General features: G+C 43.2%; 9 protein-coding genes and 1 riboswitch. Of the genes, 3 read left to right on the forward strand and 6 right to left on the reverse strand.

All coding sequences use genetic code 11. The features are described from left to right. Positions 1 to 45: 45 nt before the first annotated feature. A complete protein-coding gene (locus tag AAGR14_RS07235; RefSeq protein WP_342647923.1) occupies positions 46 to 906 on the reverse strand; it encodes an RNA polymerase sigma factor RpoD/SigA in 861 nt (286 codons plus the stop codon). A gap of 542 nt (positions 907 to 1,448) precedes the next feature. On the opposite strand from AAGR14_RS07235, the gene AAGR14_RS07240 reads away from it, so the two are divergent. Both AAGR14_RS07240 and AAGR14_RS07245 read left to right on the forward strand, forming a co-directional pair. After that, a complete protein-coding gene (locus AAGR14_RS07240) occupies positions 1,449 to 2,591 on the forward strand; it encodes a glycoside hydrolase family 43 protein (protein ID WP_342647924.1) in 1,143 nt (380 codons plus the stop codon). Between the two features lie 314 nt (positions 2,592 to 2,905). After that, positions 2,906 to 3,709 carry a hypothetical protein gene (locus AAGR14_RS07245; protein WP_342647925.1) on the forward strand — a complete coding sequence of 268 codons (804 nt, stop codon included), beginning with the start codon at positions 2,906 to 2,908 and terminating at the stop codon, positions 3,707 to 3,709. 635 nt (positions 3,710 to 4,344) lie between these two features. On the opposite strand, the gene metE is transcribed toward AAGR14_RS07245, so the two are convergent. After that, positions 4,345 to 6,639: a 5-methyltetrahydropteroyltriglutamate--homocysteine S-methyltransferase gene (metE, locus tag AAGR14_RS07250; RefSeq protein ID WP_342647926.1), complete on the reverse strand. Its 2,295-nt coding sequence runs from the start codon at positions 6,637 to 6,639 to the stop codon at positions 4,345 to 4,347. A gap of 183 nt (positions 6,640 to 6,822) precedes the next feature. Then, a riboswitch (cobalamin riboswitch) is annotated at positions 6,823 to 7,008 on the reverse strand. Between the two features lie 175 nt (positions 7,009 to 7,183). Between metE and AAGR14_RS07255 the strand changes: the two genes are divergently transcribed. Then, the gene (locus AAGR14_RS07255; protein ID WP_342647927.1) at positions 7,184 to 7,648 is read left to right on the forward strand and encodes an Lrp/AsnC family transcriptional regulator; all 465 of its coding nucleotides are present in this window, start codon (positions 7,184 to 7,186) and stop codon (positions 7,646 to 7,648) included. A gap of 646 nt (positions 7,649 to 8,294) precedes the next feature. Here the strand turns inward: AAGR14_RS07255 and AAGR14_RS07260 are convergent. The 4 genes from AAGR14_RS07260 to AAGR14_RS07275 form a co-directional block, all read right to left on the reverse strand. After that, complete coding sequence (locus tag AAGR14_RS07260; protein ID WP_342647928.1) at positions 8,295 to 9,974, reverse strand: trypsin-like peptidase domain-containing protein; 1,680 nt, start codon at positions 9,972 to 9,974, stop codon at positions 8,295 to 8,297. An 86-nt stretch (positions 9,975 to 10,060) separates the two neighbouring features. Further along, positions 10,061 to 11,194, reverse strand: a complete 1,134-nt coding sequence (locus AAGR14_RS07265; RefSeq protein ID WP_342647929.1) for a TlpA disulfide reductase family protein — start codon at positions 11,192 to 11,194, stop codon at positions 10,061 to 10,063. Between the two features lie 76 nt (positions 11,195 to 11,270). Continuing rightward, positions 11,271 to 12,701, reverse strand: coding sequence for a RagB/SusD family nutrient uptake outer membrane protein (locus AAGR14_RS07270; RefSeq protein ID WP_342647930.1), 1,431 nt, complete (start codon positions 12,699 to 12,701; stop codon positions 11,271 to 11,273). An 18-nt stretch (positions 12,702 to 12,719) separates the two neighbouring features. Then, positions 12,720 to 16,205 carry a TonB-dependent receptor gene (locus AAGR14_RS07275; protein ID WP_342647931.1) on the reverse strand — a complete coding sequence of 1,162 codons (3,486 nt, stop codon included), beginning with the start codon at positions 16,203 to 16,205 and terminating at the stop codon, positions 12,720 to 12,722. Positions 16,206 to 16,303: the final 98 nt, after the last annotated feature.

A 16,303-nucleotide genomic window follows, 5' to 3' on the forward strand; every position in this document is an offset into this window, starting at 1 on the left:
CTGATAGATACCTTTAAGCTTACAGCAATTGTAAAATATTGAGGCTTAACCCATGTAGCTTCTCAGGGCGCTTGTTCTTCTGCTGTTGCGCAGCCTGGCTAAAGCTTTGTCTTTTATTTGTCTTACCCGTTCATGAGTAAGATCGTATTTGTCTCCAATTTCTGTCAGGGTATGTGCATGCTGGTTTTTTAGCCCGAAAAACATTTCCAGAATGTCTCTTTCTTTCTGGCCAAGGATAGACATGCTTTCAGATACCTCCACGCTCAGTGATTCATTCATCATAGCTTTGTCGGCACCTGGCTCGGCGCTTGTCAATACATCCAGCAAAGTGTTGGTTTCCTCGCTCGAAAACGGCGCATCATAGGAGAGATGCTTGCCCGAATTGGCCAGGGAACCGGTAACCTTTTCTACGGTTGTTTCTAAATCTGCTGCCAGTTCTTCTGGTGTGGGTTGCCGCTCGTAAACCTGTTCAAGCCGGGAAGCCGACTTAGCGATTTTCGAGATATCACCTACCTGGTTCAGCGGCAGGCGAACCATGCGCGACTGATCAGCAATGGCCGACAAGATAGACTGGCGGATCCACCAAACAGCATAAGAAATAAACTTAAAGCCTTTGGTTTCATCAAAACGTTTGGCCGCTTTAACCAAACCGACGTTACCTTCATTAATCAGGTCGCCCAGCGTCATACCCGAACTCTGGTATTGCTTAGCCACCGAAACAACAAAACGAAGATTAGCCGTGGTTAATCTTTCCAATGCCGCCTGGTCGCCTTCCCGGATCTTCTGCGTCAGGGTGACTTCGTCCTGAGCGGTAACCATAGGTATTTTGGCTATGTCTGATAAATATTGATTTAAGGATGCGCTCTCGCGGTTGGTGATTGACTCACTAATTTTAAGCTGCCTCATGTTGTGTCTTAATTATAACGTGAACACTAAAGATTTAAAGCCATCTAAAGGCCGTTTATCAAAGGAATCCTTAAAATGATAGCCTCAGCTTGCAGAACAGGGTAGAGGAAAGGAATCGCGAAAATCTTTAATGAACAAAAGTAAGAAGAAAAGAGGGCTTTTTTGTTTTCTGGGTGTCAAGATCTTAATGGTCTTGTATTTAAAGCTATTTCGCATCTGGCTGTAATATAAGTCGGCAGACGATAAGTGACCTTTTAGGAGTATAGTGAAATCATTAAATTCTGTTGTGGTAACAATGATTTTGGCAGGGCCGAGCGCATCCGTGTAGGGTATCATGAAGTTGTTGCCTTTGCTATCATAGCATTTTGCAGCTTTCTACATTTTTATCGTCATTTTAGACAATATTGCCATTCAAGATATTATAACTCCTGTAGATTAGCATTTATGGGTGATTCATCCTGACAACTGGCAATTTATATAGTAGTTATATGCATCAACTTGTTTAAGTTCAACTGGTTAACATTAGTTTAAAAAGAATTACTATGGTACAAGCACATTTACATACTATTCTGCCTAACCGGTTTGCGAGGCATATCTTCATTTTGGGAATAATGGTGTTCCATTATACACTTGCTTTTTCCCAGCCGTCGGTAACCGGCCCTCAAACCACAGGTACTCCCGGTATTCAGATCGTACAAGAAATTAAGCAGCCAAACAGAAAGTTCAGTGAAAAAGATTTGGCTGCTTATTTATTAGTCTACTTTAAAGACCAGGACCAGTCTGCATACCTCGCTGTCAGCGCTGATGGTTATACCTTCACGGATATTAATAACGGCAAACCGGTTTTTATTGGCTCCGGGCTTGCTGAGCAAAAGGGTGTCCGGGATCCGCACATCTCCAGAGGTCCGGATGGGGCGTTCTATCTGGCTATGACAGACCTGCATATATTTGGTAAGCGTGCCGGCTACCGCGATACGGAATGGGAGCGGCCCCACGAAAAATACGGTTGGGGCAATAACCGGGCGCTGGTACTCATGAAATCGTACGACCTGATACATTGGACACATGCAGATTTTCGTGTCGATAAGGCATTTCCGGAGCTGGGAGATATTGATTGTGCCTGGGCACCCGAAACGATCTATGACCCAACAGCCAAGAAAATGATGGTTTATTTTACTATCCGTTATAACAATAAGGATGCTGGCATTTATTACGCCTATGCAAATGCAAACTTTACCAAACTCGAAACCGTTCCGAAGCGCATCAACGAAGTTGGTGGTATTGATGCCGATATTACTAAGGTAGGAAATGAATACCAAATGTTTTTTGTTGCAGGTGCTAAGATTTGGCACGCCGTTTCTGATAAAATTAACACTGGTTACCAACCCGATAAAGAACACCGGATAGACCCTGAGCAAGTATCTACAGAAGCTCCAAACGTGTTTAAACGTATTGGCACCAACACCTATGTTTTAATGTATGACGTTTATGGCGCCCGCCCCAGCAACATGGGATTTAGCGAAACAACCAACTTTAATCACTTCAAGGACCTGAAACACTTCAACGATGGTGTCATGAAAACGACCAATTTTACAAGCCCGAAGCATGGTGCAGTAACCTATCTGACAAAAAAGGAACTGGACGCCATAGTAGCGCATTGGCATGTTGAACTTAAAAATAATTAACAGCATCCTTTGATGAGTGCAGGGCCCCTGCTGAACCATATTTTGCCTATAAATGCTTTTATACAAAAAGTCCTTATATATTCGGCTGCTGCAACTTCCTTAAGCTTAAATGAAAGAGCCTTTTATAATTAAGCATTTTTGGTTAAATACGCTGACATACTTTTAGCCGACTTGCTTCGAGACGGGAGTACAACGCAATAGGCGTTTATTACTGCTTTATTGCACTTAAACTAAATGATTCAATAAGTTGTGACAGATAGTGAATTATTAAACTAAAACACAACTTTTATGTTTAAGCTGAAGAATTTCAAGCTATGAATAAATACAAAGCAATCATTATTGGTACTGTCGCTGTTTTTTTAATTACATCTAACGCTCAGGCGCAATTCGGCGGGTTGCTGCAAAAAGCGAAAGACAGAGCAGCGCAAAAAGCAGGCGAAATGATGGATGGGAAAAAAGAGCCTAAAACAGAGCCTGTGTCCGGAAATAAAAGATTAAAAGTGAATGCTGCTTTCGATTTTTCTTCTGGAGATTCTGTGCTTTTTGTGGAAAGCTTTTCTGCAGTGCCGGCTGGAGCTACCGTCAGATCACTTAAAACGAACGGATCTGCCACGGTAGCCACGTTGGATGATATGCCTGGGAAATGGCTGTTAATGGAGGCCAACGCCACGTACAGGCTTACTAAGCAGCTTTTTTACCCAAAACGTTTCACTGTAGAGTTTGATATCATTGTTGCTGCAGACAAAGTAAGTGATGTCGATCCTGTAATTTTCGGTTTTACTAATGACAATAGTGTCAGGGGATATATACAGCAGGATGGAGCCCATACTACGCTGCAATATTATAATAATGATGATATTGTTGTGGGTAATGCGCACGGCAAGTATTTATCTACCAATTTTGATTTAACTCCTTATAACAATCGTTCGATGCATGTTTCTATAATGGTGGATGGGGACCGGTTTGTGCTATATTTAGACAAAACTAAAATTACGGATACAGAATTATTTCTGCCATCCGAAACCAAAAATTTCTATCTGAGTGCCCCTTTGTCTTATCACAATGGTGCCAAAGTTTTGATTGGCAATCTTCGCATTGCCGGATTCAGAAAAGTATAAGTCCAGCTTTCAGCTTCAAAAATTATACTTATCGGAGAACTAAGACTGAATGTTATTTTAACACCGTGACTGTATTTATATTTTAGAATTACAAATTAGCGTTAAGCCTTCCTGACTTATGTGTTAACAAACCTGCAGCTTCTTAATTAGGGTTTATTTATCTTAAACAACCAACGTTGACAGATACGATTTTTATTCCCTGCGCATTCTGCGGCTTTAAAAATTGTGAGCAAAAGTTTTATAAAAGGGTTTAAGTGGATACTATCACGCATTGCTTAACAGCATTCCGCTATTTAGTTACCCGAATGCAGCATGGGAAATACCGCTTTGCCTTAACCTCACTGACGTGGATGCAACTCAAGGGATAAGGTTATTTCGATAAATAACTATCAAAGTCGTCTGACCACCAATTTTCAACATTGTGTTTGTTACAGAATGGTGCCATCTGCACATCACATAAAATTAAACGATTAATCGAGGGATCTATATAATAAGGCCCTGCGCCAATGAAGCCGGTACGACCGGTAACTAAGAAGAATATAAGCATATAGCTTTGTTCTGTAAACGCTTATGACGTTCTAAAAAGCATTACTAAGAATACGGTGGGCATTACGCCCGCCGTATCAAATATTGCCTTAAACGCTGATCTTTTCACGGGCTGCCTTAGCTGCGGCAACCATGTTTTCGAGTGCCGCTTTAGTCTCCGGCCATTTCCGGGTTTTCAAACCGCAATCCGGATTCACCCAAAGGTTTTGTGCTGGTAACAGGGCAGAAGCTTTAATTAAAAGTGACACCATTTCATCGGTTGTTGGTACCCGGGGCGAATGTATATCATATACGCCTGGGCCTATCTCATTCGGATATTTGAAATGGGCAAAAGCATGCAACAGCTCCATTTGTGAACGTGAGGTTTCAATGGTAATTACATCGGCGTCCATAGCTGCAATATGCTCAATAATCTGGTTAAATTCGCTGTAGCACATGTGGGTATGTATCTGCGTTTGGTCTTCAACACCACCAGCCGTAATGCGGAAGGCTTTTACCGCCCAGTCCAGATAGTGAGGGTGTTTGGCTTTGCGCAGGGGTAACCCTTCACGTATGGCTGCCTCATCAATCTGTATAATACCGATGCCTGCTTTTTCCAGCGCCAATACCTCATCACGTATTGCTAAGGCAATCTGGTTGGTGGTTATGTCGCGCGGCTGGTCATCGCGCACAAAAGACCATTGCAGTATAGTTACGGGTCCGGTCAGCATACCTTTCATTAGCTTTTTGGTCTGCGCGGCGGCAAAGGTAATCCAATGCACGGTCATGTCCTGCCGGCGGCTTACGTCGCCGTAAATCACCGGAGGCTTTACACAACGGCTGCCATAGCTTTGTACCCAGCCATTCTTAGTAAACAGAAAGCCGTCCAACTGCTCACCAAAATACTCCACCATATCATTACGTTCAAACTCTCCGTGCACCAGTACATCCAAACCAAGGTTTTCTTGCCAGCGTATCACCTCCACAGTCGCTTCCCTGATGGCTTTTTCGTATTGTTCAGGTGTCAGATCGCCCTTCTTTAACTTGGCACGCAATTGCCGAATGTCTTCTGTTTGAGGAAATGACCCAATAGTGGTGGTAGGGAAAGCCGGCAGACTAAAACGTTCATGATGCAATTGCTGGCGTACAGGAAATGGGCTTTTGCGCGAAGCATCAGCTTCCGTAATGGCTGCTACCTGGTCTTTAACGTTTTGCTTATGTACCTTAACAGACGTGCGGCGGCTAGCTATGGCCGCTTTGTTTGCAGCTAATAGCGTATGATCTCCTTGTGCAATCTGTTTTAGTTCAACTACCTCAAACAGCTTTTGCCTGGCAAAGGCCATCCAGTTCCTGATCTCCGGATCGATCGTGGTTTCCGCCTCCAGATCAATAGGGCTGTGCAACAAAGAGCATGATGGTGCAATGATGATGCGATCTGCACCTAATTTCGATATGGCTTTATTGATTAGGTTGATTGACTTTTCGTAGTCATTTTTCCAAATGTTACGGCCATCAATTAAACCCAAAGAAAGTGTCATATAGTTAGGGATAAATGCCAGCACTTCATCCAGTTGCTCAGGGGCACGCACCAAATCGATGTGCAGGGCAGCAACCGGTAGGTTAACCGCTAACTGTGTGTTATCAAGTAGCCCCTCAAAGTACGTCGCTATCAAAATTTTGATACCGCTTACACGATTGGCGATAGAGCGGTAAGCATATTCGAATGCCTCCTTCTCTATTTTTGACAAGTCGAGTGCAAGACAAGGTTCGTCCAGTTGTATCCAGGCAGCCCCTAATTGCTTAAGGCGATTGATGATCTCAACATACAGGGGTATCAGCTTTTTAATCAAATCAATGCGATCAAAATTTTCCTCTTTCTCTTTACCTAACAGCAGGTAACTCACCGGACCCAGTAACACCGGCTTAGCTTTTGCACCCAGTTGTTGTTGAGCGAGTGTGAATTCGCTAAAAATATTTTCTGAAAACAGCTTGAATTCCTGGTTGGCGCTAAACTCGGGTACAATATAATGGTAATTGGTATCCAGCCATTTAGTCATTTCCATAGCGGTTATATCCAAGTCACCCTTTTGATAACCGCGTGCCATAGCAAAGTATAAGTCGATCTCGCTATTGCCTTTAACGCCGGTAAGTACCTCGGCGTAACGTTTAGGTATGTTGCCTAACAGCAGGCTGGTATCCAGCACATGGTCATAAAAACTAAAATCATTGCACGGAATAAGGTCAATACCGGCCTCTAATTGGGTTTGCCAATTATCAGTTTTTATGGCTCGGGCCACTTGACTCAATTCGTCAAAGTTGATCTTTCCTGCCCAATATTGTTCACAGGCTTTTTTTAGTTGTCGCTGGCCACCAATGCGCGGGTAGCCAAGATTTTGAGTTAACATGTACTAAACTTTTTTTAATGGTTAATGATCATCATAATAAGTTCTTTATGTTTTTAAACTCTGCTATGCGAAGATGCCCTAGACTTGTGTTTATCGTAAAAACAAGACATAGATGTCCCATTGGCCTTTGTTATAGACCTCATACATAAACATTGATCTGACTTAAGCTTCTAATCGCGAAAGCATTGTCAATACAGATGGGGCAGGTATCCTGACTTGTAACAGTTCTCATCTTCCTTCCCGCTTTTGGCAGTGGACTAAATTGAAAAGAACTTGGGTATGTTACTTACAGTTGCGCGACAGTTCGTGATTCACACACAATTCCCTATTCATTTACCGCTAAGTAAAACCACATCCGATCGTTAAAAATTACAAAGAACATCACCTGCTCGTGGCAAGTGTAAAGTGCTGTGCAAATGTATAAATCAAGAGATTGAAACTTTTAACGCGCAAGTAATAGGTGAAATATGCTTAATGGATATTATAAAATAGAATTTTTATCTTTTAAGACCTTACATTTGTTGTGTAGAAAGCGATTTAAACTATGGATGCACTTGATGAGATTGATTTAAAGCTTTTAAGGATACTGGGAAATAACTCGAGTTTTACGGTAAAAGAACTTTCTGCTCAGGTAAACCTCTCTTCAACGCCGGTTCTTCAGCGGGTAAAAAGGTTGGAGAGCAGTGGATTTATTAAGAAGTATATCGCATTGCTCGATCCTGAAAAATTGAGTAACGGATTTATGGTGTTCTGTAATATTAAACTTAAACAGCACGACCGCAAGATAGGGCACCATTTTGTAGAAGATATTATGAGCATACATGAGGTTGTAGAATGTTATAATGTGTCGGGTGAGTACGATTTTTTGCTTAAGGTTTTTGCCAGAGATATGAAGCATTATCAGGATTTTGTATTTAATAAGCTGGGCTCTGTCGAGAGTATAGGAAGCACCCACAGCACCTTCGTGATGGCAGAGATCAAGAATATGCATAATATTCATGTCTTTTAAATTTGAAAATAAGTCACCGTACACTATTTGATGAAGTATAGCCTGGAAAAAAACCTGCAGTCGGGATCAGGTATCTGTTGCAAGAGGTGAGTAATGAAGGCATAGGACGCTCAGAATTCCTTCGGCTGCAGAGTTAGTGAGAGATACAGACAGCCCTAAATCAACGTTTCCCTAAATAAACGTCTGATGCCTGCCGCTGAGGTTTATGACAAGCTCAATGCTCAACAGGCTAACGCTCTGGCTGTGGCGCAGTTTGTTCAGTATGAATGGAACACATCATGATGACGGTAGAATACAATCAAGTGAATGTGACCATGATTGGCAACACCGCATTTCGATATTAAACATCCTAAGAGCTTATTAAGCTCTTAGGATGTTTAATGGCTACTCATTCACCCCAAATAATACACCGTATGTTACTGGTGAATTAATAAAGTTACAGCTTTTGAACAGGCGTTGGTTGACGGTTTGATGCAACCAACTGTTATTAAGATACTACAGTTTATTCACCGGAGCAGAAAAGATTTTATGCTCCAGTGAATTTGGGTTTGCAAAACCTCAAATCAATGCATCTATAAAATTCAGCTTCTTTACAACTTTGTGAACGGCTTAACCTGTATTTTGAAACTTTATGGATGTTTCCGTTTCACTTTGCCTGCCTGTTGCTTTGAAGCTCCATCTTTGCATTGCCGTAAGCCGTGTTGATAAAAGCTCGCAAGACTTCAGCAGGTAATAGCAAACTGTTTGCCCTGCTGTAGCGCGCTATCTGTGTACCGCAGAACTCTCCTTTCAGATTAAAAACAGGACCACCGCACTGTTCAGGTTTTAGCACTGCATCGTTAGTGTAGACATGCGTAAAGCCGTCCCGGCGTCTACTTTTACCGCCCGCAAAGTGCTCGGCAGGGTGGCTGGAACTTGTTAGTGGGGGATAGGTCAACAGCAGGGCAAAGTGCAGTTCCTGGTTTTCCCGCTTAATGTGCAGACTGACTGTATCTCCGGGCCAGTACGTTGACATTGCTGTTGCGTAAGCTGTAGCGCTATCAATATGGGTTAAGCCAACTTGATTAACTACGTCTCCTGTTTTAATACCAGCCAGTGCCGCCGGTGAGCCGGGGCGAACAAAATATATTTTTGCCGGCTTGCTGCTTTTAGCAGCGGTGGCTCCCGAAAAACCGGCACTGCTCACTTTAGGCAATTCAGTGTCGGCGCTGCCTAAAATACTTACCGCTGCTGCAGTGTCAACCTGCGGAGAGATCAGAAATGCGCCTGGTGTCATAGCTGCCATTATATTGGCATCAAACTGTTTAAATGTAATGCCGCCATTGATTGGTGACGAAGGATGCAGTAAAACCAGATCATTTGTTTTATCCCGAAAACCTACTTTAGCACGCACTCTTTTTTCAGGGGAAAAGATTACTATCACGGAGTCATCAACCATAGAGCTCTTAGAGATAATGACTGAAGTGCCCATTGTTTTTTCCAGGGGTGTTCCGCGAAGTGATATCACAGTTCCCAAAATTCGCCTCACCTTATTATTCGCCCTGCTTTCAATAGCTACGACGGCCGGTATTTGATTTGTAGTTTTAAAAGCAGCGATATCTTCCGGTTTCAGCACCGCATACGTTTTGAGCTTAGGTATTATTGCGGACGTTAGCGCGTTTTGCGGTGGCAAGGCATGGTAAGTGGTTGCTGTTAACAGCGCCTGCCAGTGCTTCATGTATACATCAACAGGTACGTCATAGTTATTTTTTTCTGATACTTCTATAGCGCTATGAATGCCGATAACATGTCCGTCAATATCAAAAAGCGGACCTCCGGAATCGCCCGGTTCCATGATGCAGCTTGATTTAATGAAGCCACGATCATTAAGTGGATCTGTTACTACACCAAGCCGCACCGTTGGCTTATCTAAGTTAAGGCTCTCCGGATAAGCAATACTGATACAAGCCGCATGCGGCTGTAATGATGCTGAGCTGCCAATTTCTGCAAACGGCCAGTTGCCTCGGGTCACAATTTTCATCAGGGCAACGTCTGGCCGGGTCTTATCTTCCGAAAGCTCTATTTTTCCTAAAGCAACGGCAATACAGTCACTGCCATCAGCAAACATAACCCGGTAAGTATTGGTTGGTGTTACCACATGCGCGGCGGTTAAGATGTAACTATCTTTAACCACCACGCCGCTAAACTGTGCGCTGTTACGCTGATGAAGCAAAGTATCATATCCCCAAATGCGTACACATGCCGGCCGAGCCTTTGCTACTGCATCTGTTATTTGTTGCTGTAACTGTATGGCTTCCTTGTGCTGTGCTATTACAACTACTGGCAATAACAGTGATATGAAAATGGTAACAAAGCCTTTTTGCCAGCCGTGGCCTTTTACCGGGCTGTAGCTTCTATTTATCCGGCAAAGCATTAATTGGCAAACATTGCAGCTAATTTCTTATTCAGTTCTTCGCCCCTTAAACCGGTGCTAAGCAGCTTCCCGTCTTTATCTACTAAAAATGTGGCCGGAATAGCAGATACCCCATACAAGCGGGCAACCGCATTGCTTTCGCCTTTAAGGTCGGATAGTTGTGGCCAGCTCATATTTTCTTGTTTAAGGGCCAGTAACCATTTTGATCTGCTGTTATCCAGAGACACTGATATAATTTCAAACCCCTTATCTTTATACTGTTTATACTGGTTAACAATATTTGGAACTTCCTGGCGGCACGGTGAGCACCAGCTTGCCCAAAAATCTATCAGCACCACTTTTCCCTTAAAAGATGATAATGTTACCGGTTTGCCATCAACGTTCACCTGTGTAAAATCTGGTGCTGCCGCGCCTACTTTAAGACGGTAATGGGCATTTATAAATTCTTGTATTGTTTTTCCGGCATCGGTAGCCTGTATTTGGGGAGGCATCGTCTTAAAAACCTGTTCAGCAACAGTAACTGTTTTGTCATTTGCGGCAGTAGTAAATAATGCTACCGGCGCGTAATAAGAGTTTGGATTGCTTTTAGCAAACTGCAGGTTTTTGGTTTGATAGTCGCGCAGCATCTTAAAGTGGTGGCGTGCCACCTGGTTGGTAAAGGCTGTATCAGAAGCCAGTTCAGGAGCTGCTGCTATTTCGGCGTTAGAAATTTTATCAATATCCCATGGCATAGGGCCAACGGCTTTAACATAGGTTGCATACTCTGCATACGTTTTAGACCCGGTAATCCGGGCATTGCTTAACGAATCTTTAGAGTCGATGATAAGGTTTTCGCCGCTAAAGTGAAAGTAAATAACATCGCTACCATGTGTGGCCCTATCCTTACCTACACCTTGATGATCAAGCGCCATGCGTGCAGAACTATACGGCTTTATTTTGCCGGCAAACTTAAAGTTGCCATTCACCAGGGTAGATGAGTCCAAGTGATCCTGACGGTCGGTCATGTAGTTCAGGTACACTTTAGCCGGAGCATTTAAAGAGCCAATATGGCCGGTAATGGTAAAATTCTGTGATTGTGCTGCGCCGGTGAGCGATATGAGCGATAAAGCCAGCACATTAAATATCTTTTTCATTTTTTTAGTTAAATATTTCTATTTGTTTCAAGGAGCTTTTTATTATCAGGCTGCTGTGAACAGCTTTAATGCATACTTATCGCTGGTAGCCCGGATTCTGGTCACCAAAATTTGGGTTGTTCACAATTTCTGAATGTGGGATAGGTAGTATGTATTGTATTTGGCTGGTTATAGTCGGCCTTATGGTTTTTACTGTGTTGAAGGGCAGGCGTAGTAGTGCAAGCCATTCACTGCCATCTTCTCCAACCAGGTTACGGGCATACTCATAATACAGCTGAATCAACAGGGCATCAGTGGTTACAGCGGCATCAACAGCACCAAAATCGGTAACACCGGCTTTACTCAATACTGTTTTTAAAAGTGATTTTGCAGTATTTGCATCGCCGCCCGAGCGCACTGTAGCTTCGGCAAGCATGAGGTATACTTCTGTTAAGCGGAAAGCATAAGCTACTTCGGATAGCTGAGTTGGTACTTGCGCTGGCTGCACATATTTAATAAAAAAGAAGGTTTTGTTACCGGTTACTGCATTTCCAACCACCCAGCTTTGGCGCGGATCTCCGGCATATAAGTTCTTTAAAGCTGCCGTAGCCTGAAAAGGACGCGGAGGCCGCGCCAGTCCAAAATTGAGACTGGTATTCTCATTATTGATCAGTAATTCCTGATTAGCTTGCGGCTGTACGCCCAACATAACCTCCTGGCTTTGTAAGCCTCGGGTGTAAAAAATATCTTGTAGCTTGTTTTCTAACTTGTATGGGCTTCCGGTTATAATGGCATTGCCTAAGTTGACCGACTGCTGGTAGTCGTCTGTTTGGCCACGGCTAAGTAATACGCGCATTTTTAAGGCCATTGCTGTCCATTTATTAGCGTAAATATTAGTGTTTACTGCAGTGGCAGCACCGTTAGCTATGGCATAATCCAAGTCACTTACAATAAAGGCATAGCTGTCTTTTACCGAACTGCGCGGTTTGTTGATGTTAGTAAGCGTGTTAAATTGATCGACAGTAACAATGCCGTATTTGCTGTTAATGTCAAACCATTGCCCAAACAGGCTAAGTAGTTTAAAACTGGCGTAAGCTCTTAAAAATCGCGCTTCGGCAATAATCTGCGATTTGCGGCTACCAACAAATTTGTTGTCGGCTAAGTTGTTAACACCGGCAATTACCCCGTTAGCTGTGTTTATTAAACTGTAATAACGTCCCCATTGGTCGGTGTAGGTAGTTAATGCAAAATTGTCAACCTCCTCACTATAAGAGCCGGCACCATAAGCAATATAACCTGCCGCCATTGATCCAAAAACTTTATTGGCACTCCATTTTATCTGTGTATTGTCTGCATTGGCAAACACATAATAGGCGCCATTTAAAGCAATATTGGCTGATGGCTGGTCTACAATGGTATTGCCCTCTACCTTTGCATTTTCGGGCAGGGCATCAAGTTGCTTGTTGCATGATGTATTTAGTAAAAGCGCTGCTGCCAGCAGTGCGTATACTTTATATATATTATTCATTTTATTTTATCAGTTACGTTAAAATCCTAAACGCACGCCTATGGTGTACGTCTTAACTGTAGGGTATCCGCTGTTATCACTGTATCCGCTAATCAGGCTGTAAGGATCATTGCTTACTTCGGGGTCAACGCCGGGATACTTGGTTATGGTAAACAGGTTGGTGGCTGATGCATAAACCGATGCGGTAAGTATTTTATACTTGTTCATCAAGCTTTTGGGCAGCTGATAAGATAGTGTTACCGACTTTAGCTTGGCGTAAGAGCCACTGTAAATGTTAGCATTAGATAGTGAAGCAACGGTATTGCCGGTATAGATAATTCTTGGCCGGTTGGTATCTGTGTTTTGCGGCGTCCAGCGGTTTAAGATGGTAGTTTGTTTGTTGCTTAAATTGTTGACGTTCTGGTTGGCAAAATCAGCCAGATAGTAGATGTTACCGCCGTAAGCATAAGTGAATAAACTTACCAGCGATAGGTTTTTAAAATTGATGGTGTTGGTATAGCCACCGGTAAACTTAGGCGCTGCATTACCAATTACTAATTCGCTGCTCGGGAAACCGCCTAAAGGATTAATCTCATACATTGGATCGCCAATATTTAAGTACGGCGAAATGAATTGAGACAAAGTGTACTTTGCCTTGTAGTCGGCCAGCTGCTGTGCTGTTTGGATGATGCCCAGATACCTGGAACCGTAAAATAAACCAATGGGTTCGCCATTTCTAATAATGGTATTTCCGATATATTGCTGTGACTGATTGGGATCAGAAAAGTCTTTATCAATGTTGGTTACCAGGCTGCGATTAAATGAGAAGTTGGTAGAGCCGCTCCATGTAAAGCTTTTGCTCCTGATAATGTCGCCGCGTACGTCAATCTCCAAGCCGCGGTTGCGGATGCTTGCCAGGTTGGCAATTACACTGCCGAAAGCGGCGCTTGGGGCTAAACTTTCGCCAAATAACAAGCCTTTGGTACGCTTTTCATAAATACCTACCTCGCCTATCAAGCGCGATTTAAAAAGTGAAAAAGTTACACCTGCGTCTTTTTGCAGGGTTGATTCCCATTTAATATTATTGTTGCCTAACTGGCTGGGAGCAATAGCATTGGTGCCCGCGTAAGTACCCGGAGAGTAAAGAGTGCGGTAGAGGTAATTACCAATGTTTTGGGTGCCCGTATAGCCCGCGCTTGCCCTAAGCTTTAAATCATCGAGCCATTTAACTTTTGATAAAAAGCTTTCTTGCGAAATACGCCAGGCGATACCGCCAGATGGAAATACCGCTGTGCGGTGAGCAGACGGAAACTTAGAAGATGCATCTGAGCGGCCTGTAAAGGTAAATAAATATCTGTCCTTTAAAGCGTAGTTAACCCGCGCGTAAAAACTCAGTAATGAGTTTTGGCCAGCCGAAGAGCTTGAAGGTAGCGTAACGGCTGCCGATGATAAATCATTCAATACAAAATCATCCGGAAAGTATTGCCCCTGGGCTAAAAACGAGTGCTGTGTATCTTTTTGCCATGATGTACCGGCCACTACATCAATGCGGTTATCATCATTAAATTGCTTATTAAAGGTTAACGTGTTTTCGAAAAGTTGCGAAACTGATTCGGTTTGTCCCTGAGCTGCAATACCGTCGTTTAGGTATTGGCCGGTTGTGCCATTAACAGCCAGGCCACTACCTGGGTTGTAATTGCGCTGATGGTACTGGTTGTAATTAATAGATGCAACGCTCCTGAACTTTAGATTCTTGATAATATCCCACTCTAAAGCCAATGACCCCAGTAATGAAGCTGTTTGTCCGCGGTTGATGCCTTTTAACAGATTTAGCGGATTTCGCAATCCGCCCGCGATGGCAGCCCCTGATGACTCGGTCGAAAAGGTGTTCACCGAACCGTCTTCGCGGTAAGGCAAATAGGTAGGCGGTGCTAAAAGGGCTTGGGTATAAGCACCGTTAGTGATGTTCTGGGTATTAAAGCCATAATCTATATTGCTTATGGTTCGCAAACGAGAATTGATATTATTGTCCAAGCTTACCTTGCCCGATACGCGCTTCATATCAGAACCTTTAACTACCCCTTTAACATCAGTATAGGATAGCGAAGTGTAGTACCTTGAATTTTGTCCGCCGCCCCGCACCGAAAGATCGGCGTTTTGTGTAATGCCGTTACGTAACACCAGTGCGAGCCAGTCTGTATTGGCATTGCCTAGGTAATTTGCATTGTTAACAATATTAGTAGCTACGTTATCTGCCGGCCGTCCCACTCTTCTTTGTTCAGTAAGCAAATTTTGGGCAGCCTCTCTCATAATCATCTTATATTGGTCTGCATCAAGCAGCTTCAGCTTTTTAGGGTCCTGGACGCCTACCCAATAGTTTGCCTCCAATACTGGTTTTTGGTCATACTTTCCCTTCTTCGTGGTAATGATAACTACGCCGTTCGCTGCTTTAGATCCATAAATGGCCGTCGCAGATGCATCTTTTAATATATCAATGGATTCAATATCGTTGATGTTTAAACCTCCAAGGCTATTTAACCCACGGGCAAAGGCGTCACTTACAGAACCTCCGGCAATATCCCTGCTTGAGATGGGATTGGATACTTCGCCTGCATTTTGGATATACCTGTTTTGCACCGTAACCTGTACACCATCAATAATATATAATGGGTCATTGCCGCCTAAAATTGATGTGCCGCCGCGTATACGTATTTTTGCCACTCCACCCGGAGAGCCGTCGGCCTGTACTACCTGTACGCCTGCTGCTTTACCCGCCAAAGCTTGGTCAAAAGTTGTAAAAGGCACGTTTTTAACTTCGTTAACATCAACAGATGCTACAGCGCCGGTTAAATCCTTACGCTTGGTAGTGCCATAACCTACAACAACCACCTGCTCCAGCCCATCTACCGCAGGGTCGAGGCTAACATTTAGGACAGGCTGGTCGGTAACAGCTACTTCTTTGCTTTTGTAGCCAATAAAGCTAAATACTAATACATCGCCTTTTTGTGCGTTAATAGTGTAATAGCCGTCTTTATTGGTTAAGCTACCGCCTTTGGCATTTTTTTGTCTCACGGTTACCCCAGGTAGGGGCGAACCCTTTTCGTCAACTACCCGCCCTTGTATTGCTGCTTGCACGTCGGCCTTACCCGTTAGTGCAACGGCGGGGTCTTGGCGCTTTACAACAATTGTGTTATTAATTATTTTGTAATTCAGCGGCTGGTTAACAAAGCAAGCTGTTAATGCATCCTGTAAGGATGCATCTTTTAAATACAGATCTACCTTATGCAGATTTTTAAGATCCTGATCGCTGTAAAAGAGCTGAAAGCCACTTTGATTACCAATAATTTTAAGTGCCTTGTTGAGTGTTATGTTTTTTTCACTTGCTGTAATTTTTTGGCTGTAAACTTTAGCACTTACCTGTGTTAAGGCGACAATGAGTAGTAGTACAGTCATTTTCATAACCAGTAGTATTTTAGGAGGCAGCCATAGCTTGGGCATAGCTATCGCAGTAGCATTAAATTTCATTACTTTTGTAAGGGTTTTGGGTTAATGTTTAATCTGTGTTTCAAATAGTTTAATGTCCTGCCATATCTTCAAATGAAGCAGGAAAGGTTTAACTCAGC

The sequence above is a fragment of the Mucilaginibacter sp. CSA2-8R genome (genome assembly GCF_038806765.1).
GTDB lineage: Bacteria > Bacteroidota > Bacteroidia > Sphingobacteriales > Sphingobacteriaceae > Mucilaginibacter.

Bases quoted from the DNA above. Each gene is read 5' to 3' on its own strand.
- AAGR14_RS07235 (WP_342647923.1), bottom strand. From the start codon at position 906: ATGAGGCAGCTTAAAATTAGTGAGTCAATCACCAACCGCGAGAGCGCA.
- AAGR14_RS07240 (WP_342647924.1), top strand. From the start codon at position 1,449: ATGGTACAAGCACATTTACATACTATTCTGCCTAACCGGTTTGCGAGG.
- AAGR14_RS07245 (WP_342647925.1), top strand. From the start codon at position 2,906: ATGAATAAATACAAAGCAATCATTATTGGTACTGTCGCTGTTTTTTTA.
- metE (WP_342647926.1), bottom strand. From the start codon at position 6,639: ATGTTAACTCAAAATCTTGGCTACCCGCGCATTGGTGGCCAGCGACAA.
- AAGR14_RS07255 (WP_342647927.1), top strand. From the start codon at position 7,184: ATGGATGCACTTGATGAGATTGATTTAAAGCTTTTAAGGATACTGGGA.
- AAGR14_RS07265 (WP_342647929.1), bottom strand. From the start codon at position 11,194: ATGAAAAAGATATTTAATGTGCTGGCTTTATCGCTCATATCGCTCACC.
- AAGR14_RS07270 (WP_342647930.1), bottom strand. From the start codon at position 12,701: ATGAATAATATATATAAAGTATACGCACTGCTGGCAGCAGCGCTTTTA.
- AAGR14_RS07275 (WP_342647931.1), bottom strand. From the start codon at position 16,205: ATGAAATTTAATGCTACTGCGATAGCTATGCCCAAGCTATGGCTGCCT.